Annotated in this window: 18 protein-coding genes and 1 riboswitch; of the genes, 8 read left to right on the plus strand and 10 right to left on the minus strand. The window is 53.5% G+C overall.

Annotation, left to right across the window (positions count from 1 at the left end):
• Window positions 1–264, minus strand: a complete 264-nt coding sequence (locus AC3CB2_RS14500) for a hypothetical protein (protein ID WP_352933628.1) — start codon at window positions 262–264, stop codon at window positions 1–3.
• 241 nt (window positions 265–505) lie between these two features.
• On the opposite strand from AC3CB2_RS14500, the gene AC3CB2_RS14505 reads away from it, so the two are divergent.
• On the plus strand, window positions 506–1,411 hold the full coding sequence (locus AC3CB2_RS14505; RefSeq protein WP_352933631.1) for a glycosyl hydrolase family 18 protein: 906 nt from the start codon (window positions 506–508) through the stop codon (window positions 1,409–1,411).
• Between the two features lie 261 nt (window positions 1,412–1,672).
• Window positions 1,673–2,410 (plus strand): type III secretion system effector phosphothreonine lyase, encoded by a 738-nt coding sequence (ospF, locus tag AC3CB2_RS14510; RefSeq protein WP_008547743.1) that lies wholly within the window; start codon window positions 1,673–1,675, stop codon window positions 2,408–2,410.
• 59 nt (window positions 2,411–2,469) lie between these two features.
• Here the strand turns inward: ospF and ettA are convergent, their stop codons facing one another.
• The 3 genes from ettA to AC3CB2_RS14525 all read right to left on the minus strand — a co-directional run bounded on the left by ettA (window position 2,470) and on the right by AC3CB2_RS14525 (window position 6,426).
• Window positions 2,470–4,119 (minus strand): energy-dependent translational throttle protein EttA, encoded by a 1,650-nt coding sequence (ettA, locus tag AC3CB2_RS14515; RefSeq protein WP_008548166.1) that lies wholly within the window; start codon window positions 4,117–4,119, stop codon window positions 2,470–2,472.
• A 223-nt stretch (window positions 4,120–4,342) separates the two neighbouring features.
• On the minus strand, window positions 4,343–5,008 hold the full coding sequence (locus tag AC3CB2_RS14520; RefSeq protein ID WP_352933634.1) for an energy-coupling factor ABC transporter permease: 666 nt from the start codon (window positions 5,006–5,008) through the stop codon (window positions 4,343–4,345).
• A 35-nt stretch (window positions 5,009–5,043) separates the two neighbouring features.
• A riboswitch (cobalamin riboswitch) is annotated at window positions 5,044–5,254 on the minus strand.
• Window positions 5,255–5,610: 356 nt separating this feature from the next.
• On the minus strand, window positions 5,611–6,426 hold the full coding sequence (locus tag AC3CB2_RS14525; RefSeq protein ID WP_352933637.1) for an acid phosphatase: 816 nt from the start codon (window positions 6,424–6,426) through the stop codon (window positions 5,611–5,613).
• A gap of 539 nt (window positions 6,427–6,965) precedes the next feature.
• Between AC3CB2_RS14525 and AC3CB2_RS14530 the strand changes: the two genes are divergently transcribed.
• Window positions 6,966–10,061 carry an EAL domain-containing protein gene (locus AC3CB2_RS14530; protein ID WP_352933640.1) on the plus strand — a complete coding sequence of 1,032 codons (3,096 nt, stop codon included), beginning with the start codon at window positions 6,966–6,968 and terminating at the stop codon, window positions 10,059–10,061.
• A 44-nt stretch (window positions 10,062–10,105) separates the two neighbouring features.
• On the opposite strand, the gene AC3CB2_RS14535 is transcribed toward AC3CB2_RS14530, so the two are convergent.
• The gene (locus tag AC3CB2_RS14535; protein ID WP_352933643.1) at window positions 10,106–13,855 is read right to left on the minus strand and encodes an AAA family ATPase; all 3,750 of its coding nucleotides are present in this window, start codon (window positions 13,853–13,855) and stop codon (window positions 10,106–10,108) included.
• The gene (locus tag AC3CB2_RS14540) at window positions 13,855–15,102 is read right to left on the minus strand and encodes an exonuclease SbcCD subunit D (protein WP_352933646.1); all 1,248 of its coding nucleotides are present in this window, start codon (window positions 15,100–15,102) and stop codon (window positions 13,855–13,857) included. The genes AC3CB2_RS14535 and AC3CB2_RS14540 overlap by 1 nt, the downstream gene beginning before the upstream one ends.
• 379 nt (window positions 15,103–15,481) lie before the next feature.
• Here AC3CB2_RS14540 and AC3CB2_RS14545 point away from each other — a divergent pair, with 379 nt between their 5' ends.
• From AC3CB2_RS14545 to arsH, 4 genes are all read left to right on the plus strand, one after another.
• Window positions 15,482–16,213 carry a pirin family protein gene (locus tag AC3CB2_RS14545; RefSeq protein WP_352933649.1) on the plus strand — a complete coding sequence of 244 codons (732 nt, stop codon included), beginning with the start codon at window positions 15,482–15,484 and terminating at the stop codon, window positions 16,211–16,213.
• A gap of 166 nt (window positions 16,214–16,379) precedes the next feature.
• Window positions 16,380–16,742, plus strand: coding sequence for an ArsR/SmtB family transcription factor (locus AC3CB2_RS14550; protein WP_197432686.1), 363 nt, complete (start codon window positions 16,380–16,382; stop codon window positions 16,740–16,742).
• A 22-nt stretch (window positions 16,743–16,764) separates the two neighbouring features.
• Window positions 16,765–17,175 (plus strand): arsenate reductase (glutaredoxin), encoded by a 411-nt coding sequence (gene arsC, locus AC3CB2_RS14555; protein WP_352933652.1) that lies wholly within the window; start codon window positions 16,765–16,767, stop codon window positions 17,173–17,175.
• 3 nt (window positions 17,176–17,178) lie between these two features.
• The gene (gene arsH / locus AC3CB2_RS14560) at window positions 17,179–17,904 is read left to right on the plus strand and encodes an arsenical resistance protein ArsH (protein WP_352933655.1); all 726 of its coding nucleotides are present in this window, start codon (window positions 17,179–17,181) and stop codon (window positions 17,902–17,904) included.
• Between the two features lie 138 nt (window positions 17,905–18,042).
• Here arsH and AC3CB2_RS14565 read toward each other — a convergent pair whose 3' ends face one another.
• Window positions 18,043–18,585, minus strand: coding sequence for a GNAT family N-acetyltransferase (locus AC3CB2_RS14565; protein WP_352933658.1), 543 nt, complete (start codon window positions 18,583–18,585; stop codon window positions 18,043–18,045).
• 173 nt (window positions 18,586–18,758) lie between these two features.
• Here AC3CB2_RS14565 and AC3CB2_RS14570 point away from each other — a divergent pair, with 173 nt between their 5' ends.
• Window positions 18,759–19,628: a glucosamine kinase nucleotide-binding domain-containing protein gene (locus AC3CB2_RS14570; protein WP_008547991.1), complete on the plus strand. Its 870-nt coding sequence runs from the start codon at window positions 18,759–18,761 to the stop codon at window positions 19,626–19,628.
• A gap of 35 nt (window positions 19,629–19,663) precedes the next feature.
• Here AC3CB2_RS14570 and AC3CB2_RS14575 read toward each other — a convergent pair whose 3' ends face one another.
• From AC3CB2_RS14575 to AC3CB2_RS14585, 3 genes are all read right to left on the minus strand, one after another.
• Entirely contained in the window at window positions 19,664–20,266 is a 603-nt protein-coding gene (locus AC3CB2_RS14575) for a curlin (protein ID WP_352933661.1), read from the minus strand.
• A 40-nt stretch (window positions 20,267–20,306) separates the two neighbouring features.
• The gene (locus AC3CB2_RS14580) at window positions 20,307–20,831 is read right to left on the minus strand and encodes a curlin repeat-containing protein (RefSeq protein ID WP_352933664.1); all 525 of its coding nucleotides are present in this window, start codon (window positions 20,829–20,831) and stop codon (window positions 20,307–20,309) included.
• 118 nt (window positions 20,832–20,949) lie between these two features.
• A complete protein-coding gene (locus AC3CB2_RS14585; protein WP_352933667.1) occupies window positions 20,950–22,512 on the minus strand; it encodes a curlin in 1,563 nt (520 codons plus the stop codon).
• Window positions 22,513–22,666 lie beyond the last annotated feature (154 nt).

The raw sequence follows: 22,666 nt of genomic DNA on the forward strand, positions 1-22,666 counted from the left end.
TTATCGGCAAACACCAATAATCCAAGTAAAGGCAAGTGCTACCAGGCACAGTGCTGGAATAATAATCGCAGCATAGCCGAAGAACGCAATTGCAAGGCCCCAGCCAACAAAGAAGTTAGCACAGAAATAGTATTTCGCTTCGCTGTTGCCATGAACAGCGTCTTTAAACAACCAGCCGATGACTGGGACGAGGAAGAGTATTTTAAAGAACAGCGGATCGCTATCCTGCTGAACCTCAGCAGAAGACAAAGTTGTATCGCTCATTACAGTGCCCGTTTTTGATTGATGGGGAAGAACACAGTCTTGACTTACATCAATTTAGCAGTTGCGCGCATGCGTCACATCAGCACATCTACGTATGAAGCATGAATATAGAATGTGACTGCTGCTCTTCTAAATCAGCCCCATGCATAACATTAACCACGGCACTGTTTCTGTTTCACGATTTTTCCTTCTTTTCGTCAGCTAAACGCAGCCGCTTTGGCCGCAGGAAAAAGGAAACAAGATGCCAAATAAAGAAATTGTCGGGTACGCACTCAGCACCAATGCGCAGCTCATCGCTAAGATGGCGGAAAGCGATTATACAACAGTCATTCTTTGCTTTGTTGTAGGTGATGAAGCGGGAAATCTCTCCCCAAGCACAGAACTTCAAGCAATGTTTGATGCACCAGATCTCATCAGCAACCTGAAATCTGCAGGTAAGCGAGTATTGATTTCTCTGGGCGGAGAAGTCTTCTCAACCCCAGCCTGGGCTGCCTTGGCAAATAACCTAGACAACACCGTGCAACAGCTGACCAAAATGGTAACCGACCACAATCTCGATGGTGTCGATATTGACTGGGAAGATACCAACTACACGGGGTATGATGCCCCATCCTTCCTCGTGGACCTCTCCAAAGCCTTGAAGGACCAGCTGCCGGACGGTCAGAGCTTCGTTACCCATGCACCACAAGCACCTTACTTTTATGGCGGTGCTCCAGGAACCTACACACAAGTGTACGTAGATGTCGCCAAGAATGCAGGAGACACAATCGATCTCTACAATATCCAGTACTATAATAATCAGTGGTATGTCGGTGAAACTGCTGCAGAAGAAACTGGCAAAGTTGCAGGTACTGAGCTGGTGAATGGTCAGACATTCCCCTCCAGCATTATCGGAATCGCATCAACTGGTGTTCCGATCTCCAAGCTTATCCTCGGCAAACCGACCACACTGCAAAATGTCACCGGCTCAGCCTCTATAAATGGCTATCTGTCTGCCGATGAGATCGTCGACAGTCTCATCACTCCACTACTAGGAAAAGAACCCGATTTTGCCGGAATGATGGGGTGGCAGTACCCCACTGAGTACGGCTCAGATACCGGTACAGATGATTGGGCACAAACCATGGCAAAAGCACTAGGCAACTGATCCTGACCAATTAGCGGGCGGCGGAGCAAATCTTGCTCCGCCGCTCAGCAGCGAAGTCCGAACTCCAGTCAATTGGTGTTCTCCCAAACAAGCACCTTCACAACACCTGGTTTGAAAACTTTTTCGTGATCAGTGCCGAGCAGCACGTAATGCACGATGCATATTCCCTAGGGTCTCCCTCAATGGTTGCAAAAGCACGATGGCAAAACACCTCCATCCGCAGATGCAGCCTGAAAAAATTCAATATGAGGAGAGGATCACATGCCAAAGTTCGGACTATCTCTTAAGCTTCAAGTCCCACCACTTCAACTGAACCAGCCGCAACAGGCGCCTGCTGCAAATCATCAGGCAAATAAACCAGGCGGTCTTGCAGGAAAGCAAGACGCTATTGCACAGCAGGTGAAAGACCTCCCGGCACCTGTCTTCCGCCCAGCATCCAATCCACCAACTTTTGAAGGTGCACGTGGTAGCGGCTGGGGCTCAGAAAACAGCGGTTGGCGCACTCTGAACATCGAGAACCAGGACAGTTTCATCCATACCAAACGCATCGATGCGAAAGCTCAGGGTGAGTATGCCGGCGATAAAATCCACCTGAGCATCGAGCCGAGCCAGGTACCAGCAGCCTTTGACGCCATTAACACTCTGCTTTTCTCTGAGGACTCTCCGGTCGACAAATGGAAAGTCACAGACATGACCCGTGTGACAGAGGGTTCTCGTGTTCAGGTCGGCGCGCAGTTCACTCTGTACCTACGCCCAACCTCCGAGGATTCCCAATACACCGCGCAGGATCTGAAGAACGATAAATCCTTCGTTGAAGCAATCGAGCAAAAGCTCACCCATGCAGGCATTCAACCGGGCGAACGTCCGGCCTCAGATGTTTCTGCTCACCATTGGGAGTTTGCCAGCTACCGCAATGAACTTCGCAGTGATCGTGAAGGTGGCGTCGCCCAAACAGAGGCTCTGCGCCGCGAACCGGTTTTCGAACTTCTCACGATCTGAAGCCACCAACAAAAAAAGGCCCGCAAATGCGGGCCTTAATTCTTTTTAGAAAGCAGTACTTAGCGGGTAAGTGGCTTGTACTTGATGCGGCGTGGGTCAGCAGCGTGTGCGCCCAGACGACGAACCTTATCTTTCTCGTAGTCTTCGAAGTTACCTTCAAACCACTCAACGTGGGAGTCACCTTCAAAAGCCAGCATGTGCGTTGCCAGACGGTCGAGGAACATACGATCGTGCGAGATAACCACGGCACAACCTGCGTAGCTCTCAAGAGCGTCTTCCAGCGCAGCAAGGGTTTCGGTGTCAAGGTCGTTGGTCGGCTCATCGAGCAGCAGCACGTTAGCGCCAGACTTCAGAACCTTCGCAAGGTGCACGCGGTTACGCTGACCACCGGAAAGGTCGCCAACTTTCGCCTGCTGTCCTGCACCTTTAAAGTTGAAGGAAGAACAGTATGCGCGAGAGTTGATCTCTTTCTTGTCCAGGTAGATAACTTCAGCACCTTCGGAAATTTCTTCCCAAACGGTCTTGCTGTCATCCAGCTTATCGCGAGACTGATCCACATAGCCAAGATGCACGCGCTCACCAAGCTCAACCTTACCACTATCAGGAGTTTCCTGACCGGTCAGCAGCTTGAAGAGGGTTGATTTACCAGCACCGTTTGGACCAATCACACCAACAATACCACCGCGTGGCAGCTTGAAGGACAGATCGTCAATCAGCAGGCGATCACCAAAGCCCTTGGAAACATTTTCAACGTCGATCACGTTGTTACCAAGACGCTCACCAACCGGGATCATGATCTGCTCAATGGTTGGCATACGCTCTTCCTGAGCAGCCAGCAGGTCGTCATAAGCCTTAATACGGGCTTTGGACTTGGTCTGGCGGCCTTTCGGAGACATACCCATCCACTCTTTTTCGCGCTTGATCGCACGAGAGCGAGCCATGTTCTCACGGCCTTCCTGCTCCATACGCTTGGTCTTTTTCTCAAGGTATGTGGTGTAGTTGCCCTCATATGGGATGCCCTGACCGCGGTCGAGCTCCAGAATCCAGCCAGTCACGTTATCAAGGAAGTAGCGATCGTGGGTGATGATCAGAACCGAACCCTTGAACTCACGCAGGTGACGCTCCAGCCAGTGAACAGTTTCAGCGTCCAGGTGGTTGGTTGGTTCGTCGAGCAGCAGAAGATCTGGTTCGGAAAGCAGAAGCTTACAAAGCGCAACGCGGCGGCGCTCACCACCGGAAAGGTTGGTCACAGGGCTGTCGGATGGAGGGCAACGAAGCGCTTCCATTGCCATCTCTACCTGGCTTTCCAAGTTCCACAGATCCTGAGCGTCGATCTCGTCCTGAAGCTGAGCACCTTCCTCGGCAGTTTCATCCGAGTAGTTCATCATCAGCTCATTGTAACGGTCCAGCTTCGCCTGCTTGTGCGCAACGCCTTCCATCACGTTTTCAAAGACGGTCTTGTCCGGGTCAAGGTGTGGTTCCTGCGGCAGGTAACCAACCTTGGCACCTTCAGCAGCCCAGGCTTCACCGGTGTACTCTTTATCCAGACCAGCCATGATCTTCAAAAGAGTGGACTTACCTGCACCGTTAGGACCAAGGATACCGATTTTCGCATCCGGGTAGAAAGACAGGTGAATGTTGTCGAGTACTTTTTTAGCACCGTAGGCCTTGGAGACCCCGTGCATGTGATAGATGAACTGGCGCGCCATGGACTGCCTGCATCTCCTGATCTGTGTAAACTAAGAATTCTCTGGGAAGCACTCATAGTGGAAGCTGCGCCACGGGGCAATCCATAACACTTCAGCGAAGATCAAATCCGCCGCTTTTTTCTTCCAAAATCAGGATTTTTGCAAAGCCGCCAGCTTCGCGAAAGCAAGAAAAAGGGCAGCGAGTAAAAACCGCCGCCCCTGCTACAAGTAAACCCGTAGAAACTTACGCCATCTTCAGCTGCGGAACCACGGTAAGAGTCCGAACCACAGCGTTGTCTTCAATAGCCTTCAGGCCCTTCACAGCAATGAAGGTCACAACCGGCTCAAAAACAACAATTGCCAGATAAGACAAGGCAAACTGCGCCCATGCTGTAAATGGTGTTGCCACTTCGCCAATCATCAGCCAGAAGCCAACCATGCCAGTCACACCAGCATAGTACATAGCATCCAGCTTCAGGATCTGAGCAAAGCTCAGACGTTTGGTCAGGTCTTTGTCAAACAGCTGCTTACCACCCAGATAATGAACGGAAATCAGCGGCAGCATCAAAGACAAGCTGTTGACGCCAAGGTGGTACATGTCCTGCGGGTCGAAAGCGAGCGCCTGAAACAACAGACCAATCGCAAACCCTAGCAGAACAGGTGTAAAGCCGAGCGTCAGATACATCGCCATAGCCCCAATAAAATGAAGCTCGGACGGTCCGACAGACATATGGAAACTCTGCATGAAAATGGAGAAGAAACCAGCAGCCAAAAGTGTTTTCAGCGGAGTAAGCGGCTCTTTCAGAAATTCAGAGATCTGCTCTTTACAGCCCCAAACAAAAACGCCGACGGCACCTGCATTGGCAGCAATAACCTTGGCCGCAGAAACGTAACCCGGTTCAATATGCATTTAATATGCTCCTCTTCGCACCCACCGTGCGGTTTGAGTTTATGTTGTGTCGGGCAGGTTTCCTGGCTCATGGCTTTTGCATCACTCGCCTTCCCAGAGATCATCTCCAGTGGCTTTTATGAGGAACGCACCACGTAACAGTTGCGGGGGCAGCTGCGGCTCGGGCCCATCTTTGGTCATCCCTACCGCATTCCCTTTTCATCCAAGAAGCTTGGCTTCTATAGAACCCAACAGCCGGAATATCGTAAATTCCAGGAGAAGACACAACTAGAAATAAGAGGAGGTTGGGAAAACGCTCAACTCCTGAGGTTTCTACTCAGAAGAAGCCACTACAAGCTGCAGGCAAAAAAAGAGGCGTGTACCCGGTGGTACACGCCTTTAAGAAAGTTGACACTCCCCCATCCGAGTGCCAGCCGAAGCTGCATTTAGAGATATCAGAGTGCCCCATCCCTTCATTGATCTTCATCAAAATAAATAAAATTACTTCTGAAACAGCAGAAATTATTCATTGTTACAAAACTAGTCAGTCCTTCAATCGATTAAAACTAGAACAACTCAAATATATCTCTGAGAGACCTCAACGAAAGTCTCAGTATTTTTTACTAATTCTTACTCAGGCTGGTCACAGAGGGAGCCTGCCACGAAAACTTCCTGAGCCAATGTCTCTCTGGTGAAATCACAAAGCTCCATGAATCAACCTTTCCAGAGACCTTATCTGGAGTTGTGCCGGAGGCTTCCTGTACCCCACTCTGGCCAGACGCAATCTGAATTTTCAAAGTACCCTCGCCCTTCCCTGCCAACTTCAACAATCCCAGATCTGTCTGTGTCCGGCCCAGAAAAACCGTAGGTGCTGCACCAATCCGATCCCAGATCGCACGCGCCAACTTCAAAGACGGGGTTTCACTGGAGGTCGCTGACACTTCAATAACCCGGAAACGCGGCAGACCATAGTTCAGCTCCACCATGGTGCGATCCACTTCATGATCACCAAAGCTCAGCACCCAGATTTCGAAGTGATGTTCTTTAAGGAAACCCACCAGTTCCTTTAAAGGCTGATAGGCGAACTCCCGATACTTGGCACCAACCGCTTTCGGCCCGTTGAGGGACAAATGAGCCCGCACGCTTTCGCTGTAGTCAGCGAAACTGCCAAGATCTCCGTCAGCATTGGGTGGTACGACCTTATTGTCAGCGCTCTGTACAGCGGTACTCCACAATGCCCCATCGCCCACAAGCACGGCCACTCGGTCTTCCAGCGCCACGAACTCCGGGCTTTCCGTCCGCCCCATGCGCTCAATGCTCTCAATAATCCCGTGGCGTGCTGTGGTGGAACTCCAGCTCGGCAGGATGTTATCCCGCTCACCACCGGTTGGCTGCATGACTGAAACTGCGGAGTATAAAAACAAGCTGGACCACTGCATCGCTCAAGATCACCCAGAAGCTGTTCAAGCAAGATGGAGACCTACAATGCACATCAATTGCCCATAAAAAATGAACTAAATGCAGTTGTGAAAAGAGAAGAGAATCATGATTGACGGGCGGAATCTCTTTTCTCTCAACTTGAAGACAAATACGAGTATTCACGTATATAAGTAATTTCAATCACCGAAACTTTTACTTACAATTTTCATCAATTTGCTTTGAAAGCGTCAGATAAACGTCATATACGCCTCTCTTTTCGATACTTTTTAGGATGAAACCCTCAACTCCCTAGAATTCTTAATAAATGCGCAACAATTTCAAACAATTATGCCCAGGAATTTCTTGGGGTACCAAAATGCATTTCCGAGCCCTTTTACTTCCAGTATTGCTCTTACTTACGCTGATTGGTTTATCGTTACACTTCATGTCGGTGTCTTCGTATGCGTCAATTTTTGATCCAGCGAACACCAGCTTTCAAGGCTCGTTAAATCAGGCAGAACTCCTGACACAGCAGCAGAACCTATGGACCATTTTGTCCGTGGGATTATTTGCGCTTGGTGTTCTTGGAATACTTGTCGTGTATTCCAGCCTGTTCATTCAGGAACGCATGCGGGCATCTCGCTTTTTCAACCGCGCATTGCTTCTGATCGTAATCAGCTCTGCGGCATGCTTGTTGATTGACACCACTCTGAACCTGCCGGATGTCACAGCTCAGCTGACCCTTTGGCAGTCAGAGGTCGAGTTCATCCCTCAGAGCGAGGTCCATGCCGCAGCAATCCACGCCGCAATGGCCGCCATGATTGCAGTGATCGCATACTTGCCCCTGTCACATCAGCTCACACTCCGCGCAACCATCATCCTTGCACTCTCAGTTGGTGCTGTCATCTACCCAGCCTACCTGAAAGGCGTACAGGGGCTGCTCTTACATCCAATCAGTCAGGGCACTGTTCTTTCAGTAGGTTTTGAGCAAATCGGAGGTGGAACGGTCGTCACCCTACTGGCAACCTTTGTGGCATTCTCCGGCATTTTCGTCACCGGCATCAAGAACTCGCCTGCACTGCCTGAGTATATCCTGCGCAATACACAAAACTACAATGTGCTGCAGATCAAAGCTGGTGCAGCTCTCATGGCTGTCGGTGGCATTGGTTTTTCAGTTGGCAACACAAGCATTTACTCTGGTGAGCTGGGCGCTGCGATCTACAACGTTCTGGTCGCTGCGGGCATCTCTGTTGCCTTGGGTGTTCTCTTTGGCTTCTTTGCGCCAAGAAAGGTAATGTATCCAACTATTCTGCTGAGCCTGATCGGCGGTCTTGCATCGGCACTTGGAAATGCGCAACACCTGACGATCGAAGGCGTAGCAGCCTTATCACTCGTGGCCTCCGCCCTTTCAGTCACAGCTGCCCGTATTGTCTTCATCCGAACCAAGACCCACAAAGTCACGATCTACTACACGAGCCTCGGAATCGGCTCATTAGTGGGCCTCTTTGGCTACACTCTGGCACTTCCATCAGATAATGTTCTGGCGGGCTGGACCTTCGACAACTTCGTTCTCCAAGCCGTTGGCGCTTCTCTGACGTCCCTTTGGGCCTTTATGACAGGCCTGATCCTGTTCTCAGTCTTCAAGTACTCTGGCATGTTCCAGAAAGCCGATGAGATTGATCTGAACGACTCTCCAATCGTCAGCACCATCAGCCAGATGGAGAACCTGATCGGCAAGTTGGTCTGGCATGACGCCAAGTTGGATGAGCGCCTACCAGTTCGCGATACAGACCCACAAGAACGCCTCGCCTCCCTATTCAACTCATTCCTCGACAAGCTGCAGAGCGATGAGAAGCGGCGAAAAATCAGCGAAACTTCAGACAGTAAGCAGCAGGAAGAACTCAGCAAACTCGCCACATTCGCTGAAGGCGCATTCGAAGGTCTCGCCATCTCAACTGACGGTATCATTGTCGAGTGTAACCACGTTCTCTACGAGCTTCTCGGCTATTCCGCAGGCGAAATGCGTGGCTCCAGCCTGCTGTCTCACGTGGCCCCGGACTACCGCGAGAAAGCCCGTGCAGCCATTCAGGCCAATGAGCCAACACCGAATGAAGTCATCCTGCTCAGCAAGACTGGTGAGCGCATTCCGATAGAAGTGCGTGGCCGCTTGATGGAGGTGGGAGACGAGAACCTCCGCGTCTCTGCAGTGCGTGACATGCGCAAGCAGAAGGAAGACGAAGCCCGCATTCTGCACCTTGCCCAGCACGACATGCTGACGGGTTTGCCGAACCGAACCTACTTCCGCGAGCGCTTCCAGCAAGCTATCGAAAACCAGGCTAGCGCAGAAGAAACCATCTCCGCCGTCATGGTTCTCGATCTGGATCGTTTCAAGGATATCAATGACTTATACGGCCACCCCGTCGGCGACAAACTCATCCAGACTGTCGCCCGCCGTCTCAATGCCTGTGTCACACACCACGACACCGTTGCCCGTCTGGGCGGAGATGAGTTCGCGATCATTCAGGTCAATCTGAAGACAACGGCAGAAGTCGGTCTGCTCACCAACAAGATCATCGAAGTCCTGTCTAAGCCAATCCATGTGGGCAACAACATCACGATCAGAACCAGCGCCAGCATCGGTATCGCGATTATTCCGGAGCATGGGACCGATCCTGATGAGCTGATGTCCAAGGCGGACATTGCCCTTTACGAGGCAAAAGAAGCTGGCAGAAACACCTTTGCGTTCTTCGAAGACAAGATGGAAGAAGCCATCCTGCTGAGAAGAACCATGGAAGGTGATCTGCGTAACGCATTGGAAAATGAAGAACTTCAGCTTCACTTCCAACCACAGGCGCGCTCAGACACCCGTTCCATCGTCGGCTTTGAAGCACTGCTGCGCTGGAACCATCCGGAGAAAGGCCTGATCGCTCCTAACAACTTCATACCGGTTGCGGAAGAGAGTGGTCTGATCATCCCGATTGGTCGCTGGGTGCTGAACGAAGCGTGTGCGCAGGCGTCTCAGTGGCCGGAGCGGTATCGTGTAGGTGTGAACCTCAGTCCGGTGCAGTTCTGTGATGAGTATCTTATTCAGGAAGTGGAAGGCGCACTGGCACGAAGTGGCCTGACCCCGGAGCGCCTAGAGCTTGAAATCACAGAGAGCGTCCTGATCCACGATGACCGCCGCGCACTAAATACCCTGAGACAACTCAAGGAGTTAGGTATCACCATCGCGCTGGACGACTTTGGTACCGGCTACTCTTCCCTCAGCTATCTGCGCCGCTTCCCGTTTGATCGCCTCAAGATCGACCGCAGTTTTGTCAGTGGGGTAACTCAGACACCGGAACTGGCAGCCATCATCCGCGCCGTGATCGATCTGGGACAGGCTCTGGGTATGGAAGTCATCGCCGAAGGTGTTGAAACTGAACCAGAATTAGAGCTGCTGCGCAATGAATCCTGCGATGAGGTGCAAGGCTACCTGATTGGCCGTCCGCAGATTATGGATGGAGAAACAGCGAAGCATGTCAGCAATGCCAATCTGGAAATTCAGGCGCTGGACCAGTACATCGCTGCGCTGCAGGAAACTTCTCTGAAGCTAAAAGAGAAGGAAAAACAAGCAGCTATGCAAAGTCAGGAAATGAGTGATGCGGGCGACTAAGCCCGCACTCTTCTAGCAAAACCGCAAGAAGCCAGCAGGACTTATCACCACCCTGCTGGCGCATTCACCGCCACGCGGCTGCGTCCGGCACCCTGCCTAACCACCTGAACCTGAACCGGAATTCGATCCTTCAGCGCTTCCACATGGCTAATGACACCAACTTTTCTCCCCTGCCCCTGCAACATCTCCAGCGCATCAATGGCAAGATCGAGGCTTTCTGCGTCCAGTGAGCCGAAGCCTTCGTCGATGAAGAGCGTGTCAACGAACGACTGACGTCCCTCCAAACCAGACAGCGCAAGAGCGAGGCTGAGCGAAATAAGGAAGCGTTCTCCGCCGCTTAGCGAGCGGGTGGAGCGTGGTGTGTCGCCCATATCACGGTCGATGACGAAGATGCCGAGACCGAAATCAGCCCGTTTCAGCTGGTACCGTGGTTTAAGCTGATGCAGCTGTTTGTTGGCAAGCTCCACCAGCAAATCGAGAGTAACACCCTGCGCCACCTTCTGGAATTTGGAGCCATCCGCAGAGCCAATTGCCTCAGAAATCGCGCCCCACGTCTTGGCTGTCTCCTTCGCCTCCAGCAGCAAACCCATGATTTGTTGGGCTTTTTCCCGTGCTTCAGCATCCACGCGCAGCTTCTCTGAAAGAACGCCGCGCTTCACTTGCAACTCAGAAAGCGCCTGCTTGGTGGCCTCCAGCTGAGAGGATAACTCCGGCTGCAACTTATCCGGCAAGGGCTCTGCCTGAACCGCTGCCAGCTCCTTTTCCCAAGTCGAAACAGCAGTTTGCGCTGCAACGTAAGCATCATCCAGCGCCTTCAGTTCAGCCAGCAAAGCCTCCAGCTCGTGAGCGCTCCTCTCCCGCAAGCCGTCATAGGCGTCTTTCGTCAGCCCCAGCCCCGCAAGCTCAGCATTTAGCCTTTCCGCACAATCAATTAGCGCGGCACCTGCCTTCGCCTCTGCATCCTTCGCAGCAGCCAGTCCAGCCTCCGCACGGCCAAACTCGGCCTTTGCGTTGCTATGTGCGTTACTTGCGTTTTTTATGCATTCTTTTGCGTTGCTATGTTTTTCAGTGAATGCTGCACGATGCGCCCCGGTCGCCATGCCACCCAGCAGCAATTTGCGCTCCGCAAACCGCTCCTGATGCAGCGCCCGAAGTTTCTCAAGCTGCCCTTGCAAGTCAGCGGCAGTCTTAGCAAGGCCACCATGCCGCTCGCTCAAACCACTGGTCTTCTGCTCCAGTGATTGCAGCGCGGCAGACGTTGTCCCCTCCTGCTGCTCAAGTTGTTCCCACGTGCTGATGCGGTCCTGCAAGCTCACCTTCAGCGCTGGTAACTCATCACCAAGGGACCCAAACACCATGCCACCAGCCAGCAGCGTTTCGCTGAGCCGTTGCTCCAATCGCAACCGTGCCTCAGAGTTCTCGTTGTGACGACCCTCAACACCGGAAAGTTCCACCTTGATGGAAGAAACCTCTTCAGCTTTTCCAGCCTGATCCCCCGCCGCTTTCTTATGTGCATCACGCAGTTCACGAAGCTTGGTTTCCAACTGCTCCAGCTCTTTGCGCAGCTCATCGTCCTGAACAAGCACTGCGCGCAAAGCATCGGCTTTGGACGTCACCTGAGCCAGCACCGTATCCAGCAACTCTGGCGTTTCAAGCAAAGCATCCAGCGCAAACGACAGCACGAACGGAGCTGCAAGCAAACTCCATTGCTGCTGAGCGTCTGCCTCAAATGCAGTCGTCTCTGCTTCAAACCGCTCCGCCTGCTCCAAAGCATTTTTCTTTGAAGCTTCGCAGGCAGCAAGCTCTCGCTCTATATCGCTTAGGTTTCGCTGCGCAGCTGTGCGAGCTTCTTCCGCTTCCTTGCGCTGTAGAAACACGTCGCCGAACAGCGCATCCAGCGCAGCCCGGCCCTCCTGTGTATCTACGGGGTGATCGTCAGAGCCACAAACCGGGCAAGGTGCATCTTCAACCAATCCGGCGCGCAGCAGCTTTACCTGATCCCCTTGCGCCGCTTCAGCAAGGGTGGAGAGCCCACGCGCTTTTTCGAGGGCTTCGTCGCGAAACGTCAGTTCCCGGGTCGCTTTCTCCTTGGCTTCCTGCAGGCCTTCCATCTGGTCTACAAGCTTCTGCCAGGTCGCACTTTCAGCCTGCTTGTTCCGCTTGGCCTTCACGAAATTGCGAGAGGTTTCCTGAAGTTTCTCAGCCCGCTGACGGAAAGCAGAAAGTTGCTCCATGCTCTTGCGGGCATCGTTGGCGCCAAGAGCGGAAATCTCGCCTTTCTTGGAGGCAACATCACTCTCACAGCCGTCTAGATCAGACGCAAATTGCGCCAGCTCAGCGGAAAGCTTGCTTTGGATCTCAGTGAGTTCGTTCTCACGCTTGCGCATCTCAACAAGGCGTTCAGCATCCTTGGAAAGCGCAATCTGAACCCGGTCATACTCTTCCAGATCGGCAAACAGGCTGTCCCGGCGCTCTTTCAGCACTTTGGTCGCACTCAGCCGGGCCATCTGCTCTTTCACAGTGGCCTGCAAGGCTTTCTGCTCTTCAAGAGATTTGGTGTGTGCCGCCAGCGCATCTTCCGCTTGCTTGGCATCCAGATTGGCCGCATCAGAGCGTTCGCGCAGCTGCTTGCCTTCCGTTTCCAGCTCACCCAGCTTGGTGTCCAGCTGCTCAGCAGCACTCCACTCTGGTGTCAGCTTGGTCAGCTCAGCTTCCAGCTCATTGAACAGCGCATCAGCCTGCTTGGCCTGCTCGTCCTTGGCAGCCAGATCCGTACGCGCAGCTTCCAGCATCACCAGGCTTTTTTCAGCAGTTGCACGCGTGCCAGCAACATCGCGCTCCGCATCCACCACGCGCTGGTTCACCGGCTCCAGAGACTTGATGCGCTCAAACTGTGCCTTCAGATCCCGCTTGGCCTGCGCATTCTCATGGCGCGCTTTCAGGGCAACAAACTCATCATGGGCAGAGGCCAGCTTGGTCTTGGCTTCATCCAGCTTTTGCAGATGGCCCAAAGACTTGGCAATGGCATCCATATCCGATTGAACGGAGGCAGACTGCTTTTCCAGCTCACCCTGCTCACCAACAAGCGCGGTGCGTTCCTCGTCTTCCAGAAGACCGGCCACATCAGACTTTTCTTCCAGCTTGCCGACAGCATCTTTGGCCTCAGAAAACCGCTGGAAGATCTGCTTGGAAATGTCTCTGTAGCGCTGGGTGCCTGTCACTTTTTCAAGAAGCGCAGCCCGCTCATTGTCATTGGCTTTCAGGAAAGCATCAAAATCGCCCTGCGCCAACAAAACCGTGCGCTTGAACTGGTCGTAGGTCAGCCCAAGCCGTTCCTCAACAGCCGCATCCACCTGCTTGATGCCGCTTTCAACCGCAGCATTGTCTTCAATGCGAACCAGCGACCGCTCCACATTCTGCAAGCGGCCAGACGCCTTGTTGCGCGCACGGCGCACTGTCCAGCGCGCGCGGTATCCCGTTCCATCTGCACCGATAAAGTCCGCCTCGGCAAAGCCAGAAGCTGCACCACGGGTCAGCACAGTTCGCGGGTTTGTCTCTTTCAGGTCTGCACCGGCAACATCCGGCACACTGTCGCTGCTGCCTGCAGCGCTCAAACGCGGGCACTGCCCAAACAAGGCAAGGCACAAGGCATCCAGCAAGGTGGATTTGCCCGCTCCAGTTTCTCCGGTAATCGCGAATAAACCAGCCCCGTCCAGAGGCTCCTGTTCAAGGTCAATCTCAAACGGAGCTGCCAGACTGGCAAGGTTTTCGCCACGCACCGCTAGAATACGCATTACTCGACCTCCGCTTCTGCGATTGCGCGATAAAAATAGTCCAGATGCTTAGCTTCCGGCTCCATGCCGTGCACCCGCTCAAAAGCTGATTTGAAAAGCTCATCCGTTTGAATTTCAGATAGGCGGATCAGGCTCTCGGCCTCAGCACTCACCACCTCTTGCTGTTTGGGTCGCAGCACAGAAACACCGGCACTACGCACCGGATACTCCGCCAAAATCTGGTCCACCTCAGCCTTCAGCCCGCCAGCCGACACCTGCGGTCTCAGATCCACATGCACAAATGGCTGTTGTTCGACTGGCAGATCTCCATCCAGCTCCAACGCATTCAGCGCAGGCACCAGCTCTTCCAGCAGCAATCCACCATCCCCTTTCAGGCGGTGGAACGGCACAGGCCGGGTCAAAGCAAGACGCTCAATGGAAAGCACGCCGGCATCCGAAAAGCTCAGCAGATTAACGCCGTGCTTGTAGTGTTGCTCGGTGACAGAAAGAGGAAACGGCGAACCGGAATAGCGAATGGTTTCCTTGCCCACTTTCTGCGGTTTGTGCAAATGCCCAAGCGCCACATAAATCAGGTCATCAGGAAACTGCTCCCACGGCATGGCATGCTCACCACCAATCAGAATGCGCCGCTCTGCGCCTTCCGACTCCAGACCACCTGCCACATGCAAATGTCCAGTCGCGATCAACGGCATCTCGCCAATCTGCTCACGAGCCTGCTGAACCGCCGCCTCATAAAGCTCCGCCACAGCCCGCACCACTGGCGAGCCTTCTTCTGAAGAAGAAAAGCTCAGCCCTGGCAAATCGGTTGCACGAGGAAACGGCAGTGCCAGCACATAGGCCTTCACCGCACCATCACTGTCTTTGAGTGGAACGAGGTGATGAGAAAGGTCAAGCAAACCATCATGGCGGCGCACCATGCCAACCGCCTGCACACCAATCTTTTGAAACAGCACGCCCGGCGCTTCCACACGCCCGGCAGGGTCATGATTGCCAGCAGTCAGCACTGTCACCAGATGCGGGCGCTTCTCCCGAAAACGGGCCAGCGTCTCATAAAGCATCTGCGTGGCTTCTGCCGAAGGGTTCTGATTGTCGAACACATCTCCTGCCACGACCAGCGCGTCCACCTCATGGCGCTCAATCAGTTCTTCAAGCTCCTTGAAGAACTGTTGGTGCTCATAGGTGCGCGACCAGCCGTTCAGACTCTGGCCAATATGCCAGTCTGCTGTGTGCAGGATTTTCAACGCCATACTACCTGTTCCACGCTCCGGGCCATGAGTACAGTCAACTTGAAGGACCGCAGCATCATGACTCGGAAATGATTCATTAACCAATCCGCAAATTAGGCATAGGGTTTACACAGAAGTCTTTAAAGCGTGGCGCTAACCCACAGATTTAGGGGATTTGGCACAAGTAGCTCACAGGAATCTGTTTCCCCACCTCCCCGCGCGTAATTTTCGTGAATTTGTGAGCCCCTTTTCGCAGCTTCCGCAAAGCCCACCCGAATCTCTTCGTTCACCATTAGCGAACAATCAGATCACCAAAGCTTACCTTGTTCATTCTGAGAAGAGGAATATCTTGAGAGGCAAGACGACCGCATTGAAAATATTAAGAAATCAGGAGAGTCCCATGTCTACGATCGCATCTGATTTAAGAGTAAAAATTCGCCCGTCCGAAGCCCGTGGCCACGTTGATGCAGGCTGGTTGAAGTCCTCCCACTCCTTCAGCTTCGCCAACTATTTTGACCGTAATAACATGAACTTCCACAATCTGCGGGTCATCAATGATGACTGGGTCGCAGCCGGTGGCGGCTTCCCCATGCACCCCCATGAGAACTTCGAGATCTTCTCTTACATGCTGGAAGGTGCTCTGGCCCACGAAGACACCATGGGCAACGGCAGCACCGTGCGCAAAGGCGGCATCCAGTTCATGAGCACCGGCTCCGGCGTGCAGCACTCAGAGTTCAACCCATCCAGCACGGACGAAACCCACCTGCTGCAGATCTGGCTGATCCCGGACCGCAAGAACACCACGCCGCGCTATGAAATGCTGGAGCTGGATGACACCGCCCGCGATGGCAACTTGCAGCTCTTCCTCTCCCACGATGGCCGCGACGGTTCCATCCGCACAGAGGCAGCAGCAGACGTCTATTCCGGCAAACTGAACGGCGACGACGCCATCCGCTTTGAGCTGGCCGACGAACGTGCCGTCTACGTGCACGTGGCCCGCGGTGAAGTGCAGATCAACGGCGAAACGCTGAAAGACGGCGATGCCATTGAAGCAGATGGCACCGGCACACTGGAGCTGACCAACGGCAAGGACGCAGAAGTGGTGCTCTTCCACCTCTCCCCACGCCGCTAAGCAAAACAGCACATCCCCCATCTGAACCACCCAATGCCTGACAGGTTGGCATTGGCACAAAGGGAGGGAGGCACTCCTCAATAACAAAAAGCCTCCCTCCCCTTATCCTCTTTCTCCGCTGAAGACTCACCTTGCAATACTACAAGGATATTTGTAATATATTCGCATGACTGAGAATTCTACGGGTGATGCCCCCACAAATCTGCAGGAAGATGACGCCGTCGCAGCGCTCGCCGCTCTGGCCCACAAGGACAGGCTGGCCGCATTCCGCCTCATCCTGACAGCCATGCCAAACGGCCTTCCATCCGGGCAGATTGCCAAAGACCTTTCCATCGCCCCCACCCGCATGTCCTTCCACCTTGCAACGCTTGAACGCGCTGGTCTACTCACCGCCCAGCGCGAAGGCCGCGTGGTGCGTTACGCCATTGCCCCGCACACCATGCGCGGCCTGCTTCGGTTCCTGACCGAGGATTGCTGCAGCGGCGATCCGACCATGTGTCTGGACTTCAACCCGTTTCCCTGTCGTTGACCGACCCCATCGGAGAGACCAAATGAACCCGATCATCTACCACAACCCCAAATGCGGCACCTCCCGCAACACCCTCGCCATGCTCAAGCAGGCCGGCACCGAGCCAGAGGTTATCGAGTATCTCAAAACCCCGCCTTCCCGCAAAACGCTGGAGAAGCTGATCAAGGACAGCGGCCTGACCGTGCGCGAAATCCTGCGCAAAAAAGGCACGCCCTATGAGGAACTCGGCCTGGACGATGAAAAGTGGACCGACGCCCAGCTGATCGACTTCATCGAGGAACACCCGATCCTCATGAACCGCCCGTTCGTCACCACCAACAAAGGCACTCGCCTCTGCCGCCCATCTGAAGTGCTGCTGGAAATCCTCGATGAGGAACAGATCGGCGCCTTCACCAAGGAAGATGGCGAAATCGTCATTCCGGCAAAGGGTTAAGCCGTGTCTGAGAGCTCGATTGATTTAACTGACCTGCCAGAGGTGGAGGCTGACAGCTTCCACCCGATCCAATCCGGCACCCTGCGCAAAGACGATGCCCCGGACCACGCCCCGCGCATCCTGCTGCTCTACGGCTCCTTACGCAAACGCTCATTCTCCCGCCTCGCGGTACAAGAAGCCCAGCGCATTCTGGAACAGCTTGGCGCCGAAACCCGCATCTTCAACCCAAGCGGCCTGCCACTGGCTGATGATGCGGAACCAGACCACCCCAAGGTGCGGGAACTGCGCGAGCTGATGATGTGGTCTGAGGGTCAGGTCTGGTGCTCACCAGAACGCCACGGTGCCATGACGGGCATCATGAAAACCATGATCGACTGGGTGCCTTTGTCCGTCGGCGCTGTCCGCCCGACACAAGGCAAGACTCTGGCGCTGATGCAAGTCAGCGGCGGCTCTCAAAGCTTCAACGCCGTCAACCAGATGCGCGTGCTGGGCCGCTGGATGCGCATGGTCACCATCCCCAACCAGTCATCCATTCCAAAGGCGTTTCTGGAGTTTGATGAGAACGACCGCATGAAGCCGTCTTCTCTCTATGATCGCGTGGTGGATGTTATGGAAGAACTCATGAAGTTCACCCACCTCACCCGAGGCCACGCTGACTACCTCACCGACAGATACTCCGAGCGCAAAGAAACCGCCGCAGAACTCTCTGCCCGAGTGAACACGAAGTAGATCTGACCAAGCTGGTATGCCCCTCAAAGAGCATGCCACCAGAACGAACGTTTCACAAAAGCCGTTTGCCTGATCAAAACACAGCGCAAACGGCTTTTGCCGCATTCGTTTGGTGAGGCCGTTTTCTCCGGAAAACACCTAGAACAGATAGCCCATCATATCGATCTGCCCCCCAGCCCACGTTTTGTCGCCGACAGGCTTAATCATAAAATACTCAGGCAAATCTTTCTCAAGCAGCATGATGCTGGCCAACTCATGAATGGCCATCCATTTGCCTGGTGCGGGAGAAACATGGCGGAACCCATGTTTCAGGTACAATCCACCTTTATCCGCAATCAGCACCATAAAGTCGACGTCCGCCCGCTTGGCCAACTCCTCTGCTTTTTGCAGTATGGCGCCTGCGATACCGCGATTGCGGTGCGTTTCAGCAACACACACGTCGATCATCCCGAAAACCCGCAGGCTTTGGTCTCCAACTTTAATCATCCGGTGATCAACCCCGGCCTGACCAATGATTTCATCGTGTTCTTCAGCAATCAGCCTGAAATGAGGAAGCTGCTTGAAGAAAGTCCGACCTTCAAAAAAACCAGGAAAACATTGATCCAGCAGGGTCACAAGACCAGCCTCACGCCTGCGATCAACTTCATCCTCTCTAAAAATATGAATGTTTGGTCCGCTCACTGTAATTCCTTCTCAATGACTTATGCAAAGAGATCAGGACTTATGCAGATTAGCAACTTAAATCTCAGCTCATGACCGGGACCACTGCCGCTAAAACTGACAGGTCTCAACCATGCATTAAACACCTGCTGCCATACACAGCACAGGGATTGGAACAAACAGAGGCAAACCTCATGGATTACATTCTGGGTGTTGATGGCGGCGGCTCCACATGTCGTGCAGCAATCGCAACAGCAGACGGACGCTTGCTGGGCCGCGGCAAAGCAGGACCAGCCAACATCTACAGCGATCCAACCCAGAGCCTCAGCTCCATCCTCCATGCCGCAAAAGAAGCCTGCGAGGATGCGGGCCTCACGGAAGACGCCTTGCAGCACACCTTCGCCGTGCTGGGCCTTGCCGGCGCCAACGCCCACAACGACCCCGTCGGCCTTGCCGAGAACCTGCCCTTCGCTGCAGTTCAGGTCGTCTCCGACAGCCTGATCGCTCTGGAAGGTGCCCACGGTTCTGAAGACGGCGTCATCGGCATTCTCGGTACCGGCTCCAACTTTATGGCCCGCAAAGGCGAAAAGCACTACTACCTCGGCGGTTGGGGATTCCACTGCGGGGATCAGGGCAGCGGAGCCAAAATGGGCGAACGCGCGCTGGAAGAAGCCCTGCTCGCCCACGACGGCCTGCGCAAACTCTGCCCGCTAACAGAACACATCCTGCGCCAGTTTGACGACGACCCGCGCAAGCTTTCTGAGTTCGCCCGCACAGCAAAGCCGAAGGACTTCGGCGAGTTCATGCCCATCATCCTCATTTACGCCAAGCAGCAGAGCAGCCTTGCCCTCGACATTGTCGAAGAAGGCACCACCTACGTGGCCTCAGCTCTGCGCCTCTTGAGTGATGATGGCAAACTCCCCATCGCCCTTCTCGGCGGCCTCAGCCACGCCTACGACGCATTCCTCCCGCCAGATCTGAAGCAGTTCATCGTGCCAGCCAAAAACGACGCCCTGCGCGGTGCACTGGCCATGGCCGAACGTGAAAACGCGCTGAACACCTGAACCTCAGGAAACACACCCAATCTGGCTCTCGGCTTCTACTGCTGATGAACCATCACCGTGTTGCCCGGCGCATGAACTGTCAGCGTATTGCCGGCACCAGTATCCGCAGTCTTGAGCCCATTTCCGCGCTGAGTGTAAAGCACATTGGTTCCATTGCTCGTCACAGCAAGCCCAGCTTCATTGTTGTTACCGTGTTGCCATAAGGTACCTTTGGAGTTGTTGCCGGAAACCTCCACGGAGCCCTGATTGCCATCACCAGTCTGGAACAGATTGCCCGTTGAGTTATCACCCGTGATCACCACAGTGGCGTCATTCCCTACACCGCCACCATTGGGCGCAAGAAAGCTGTTGCGCACAGCAAGCGCCGCTAAATCATCTGCCGTATCCAGCTGATCTTTCGAAGCACCAAAAATCTTGCCGACAAGCCATGTGCCCCTCAAACCGTACTGCCCAAGGCCTGCGGTCAAGGTATCACCGCCTTGCAGAACGGTTGCCTCAGTATTATTGGCATTCTGCATCACTTGAACTTTGTGACTGTCACCCACCTGCCGGATGAGCGCCGAGTTCCCGTCACCCGCAAACACCGCACACGGCATCAACAAAGCAGCCAGCATCATTCCTACAAAACTTCTAAACATAACCATCACCCGAAAATCGGAGCGATGAGCCCACCTAAGGCTATTGCCCCTGCATAATACTCAGAGAATTTCCATTCCCGAACTGATTGAAGAGCGCCCGGTTGTTGTTCCCAAACTGCCCCACCAGCGCATTGTTGTCGTGCCCATAAACTCTGCCGGAAAGCGAGTTGCCGTACCCGTATTGAATGAAACCAAAACCATTCCCGGTTCCCTGCGCTTCATAAAGCACCGTGTTTCCCGTTCCGATGATGAGCCCCTGCCCGGCAACCGGTGAGTTCGGCACACCGCTGATCGTCGAAGGCTCCACTGGTACAATCAAACTGGCAAAACTCTCTTCAAGACCACGAAGACTGATGGTGTTGCCACCGTACTCCGTCACCTGCGGAATATTGCCGGTGAACACCTTTGCGCTCTTTTCTTCCAGATATCGAAAACTCTGATTGTCCAGCGCATATCCTGTTGCATTCACCTGAGGAATAACCGCCAGCTCCTGCGCGGCACTCCAGGAAAGCCCGATCAACAGGGCACCCCAAAAACCAAGAAAACCAACAGACCGACCCAACATGACAATGCTCCGGAAGTGGACTAAGCCACTTCCATCACATCACAGCGTTTTCTATTTTTTCTGGATTCAGTCACTAAAACTGAAAAGACCCCGGCCCTTAAGGCCGGGGCTGATAGACTTACCAACCAGTCGCACCATCCAGTGTCTGGAATGGAACAGAGTTGTCTGTCACGATCGTTGGCAGGTTTACGTTCGCAGCACCCTGCATAATGGTGGCGTTGTTGTTGTCACCAGTCTGGCTAACATCAGCAGCATTTATGTTGCCTTTCTGACCAACACGGGCGTTGTTGTTGTTGCCCATGATCACAGCCAGAGTTTTGTTATCATTACCAATCTGAGCAACCTGCAAGCGGTTGTTGTTGCTGGTAGACGGATCACTCAGGTCACCGATGTTACCTTCGATGATGTTGCCAGCACCGTTTTGAGTGAAGAACACTTTGTTCTGATCACCGTAAACGTCACCCCAGATGATCTGGTTGTTATCGCCACCCTTCTGGATGAACTGCAGACGGTTAAAGCTTCCGGAAACAGTGCCAACCTCTACTGTGTTGTCGTCAGTTGTCTGCAACACATAGAACTTGTTGATGTTTGGACCGTTTAGCCCAGCAATATCCACACTGTTGCCATCACCAGACTGCTTCACAGCCATGTACTGGTTAACACCACTGGAGTTACCAGAGACGGTGTTGCCTTCACCGGTCTGCTGAATGGAAACCTTACCATTGGAGCCCATACCGACGTAGTCGATAGCATTGGAAGATCCAGCCTGACGGGTCCGGATCAGGAAGTTATTGCCATTTACGTTGACATCAGCATCCTGCAGATCACCAGTCTGACGATAAGCAGCATCATTCATGTCACCTTCGATGACAGATTTAGCATAGGACTGGGTAGCCCCTGCATCCTGAACCAGATCAACCAGGTTGCTATTACCTCTGGACTCAAGCCAGAAGTTATTGCGTGAACCATTCTGAGAAGCTGATGTATCGTTGGCAGAACCAACCTGGATCAGCTTCGCACCATGAGATGGACCTTCGACAACGTTTGTACCGGTGCCAGTTGGATCTGGTGGAACATTGTTGATGTTAGCACCGTTAAGATTGCCACGCTGACGGATTGTTGCAGTGTTTACACCACCAGTTGCACTGGTGTTCTCCTGAGTAACACGAGCCACAACGTTAGTGTCGCCACGCTGATCAATTGTCAGGCTGTTCTGCATTGTGACAGCACCTGCTTGACCAGTCTGTTCCACGTTCCAGACACGATGATCAGGAGTACGGTCAGATGGAGAACCATTGGCACGCTGCAAGATGCTTGCAGTGTTCTGGTCTCCAGACTGGCTAACATTTCTCACCATCTGATTGTTATCTTGGTTGACGGAGAGAGTGTTGCTGGCGCCATGTTGAACCATCTGGCCATCATACTTACCGCTTGGACTGCGGTCGCTACCAGCAATGTTGTTGCTACCAGTCTGCAGAACAGTTGCGGTATTTCCACCACCAGCAGTGTTGGTCTGCTGAACGATAGCGTCGTTGTTGTCGCCAATCTGGGTGATTGTGCCCGTGTTGCCTGCACCAGCTAAATTGACCTGGCTCAGGGAAGATGCATTACCATCTCCCGCATGCGCAGCAGCAACTGAAAATGCTAAAGCTGAACATGACAAAATAAGAATTTGCTTCATAATTTCGAACCTTCACCTATAATAGTTCGGGTGAGCAAAGGTGATTGCAACCAATCAAATTTGCTCCGTTGCGACATGAGGGTGTGTGAGTTTTAGCGAGGTCGCACACCCTCTATTACCGTTTTTACGGTAACCGAGATCTCTTGCCACCAAT

Source organism: Pseudovibrio sp. SCP20, assembly GCF_057774105.1.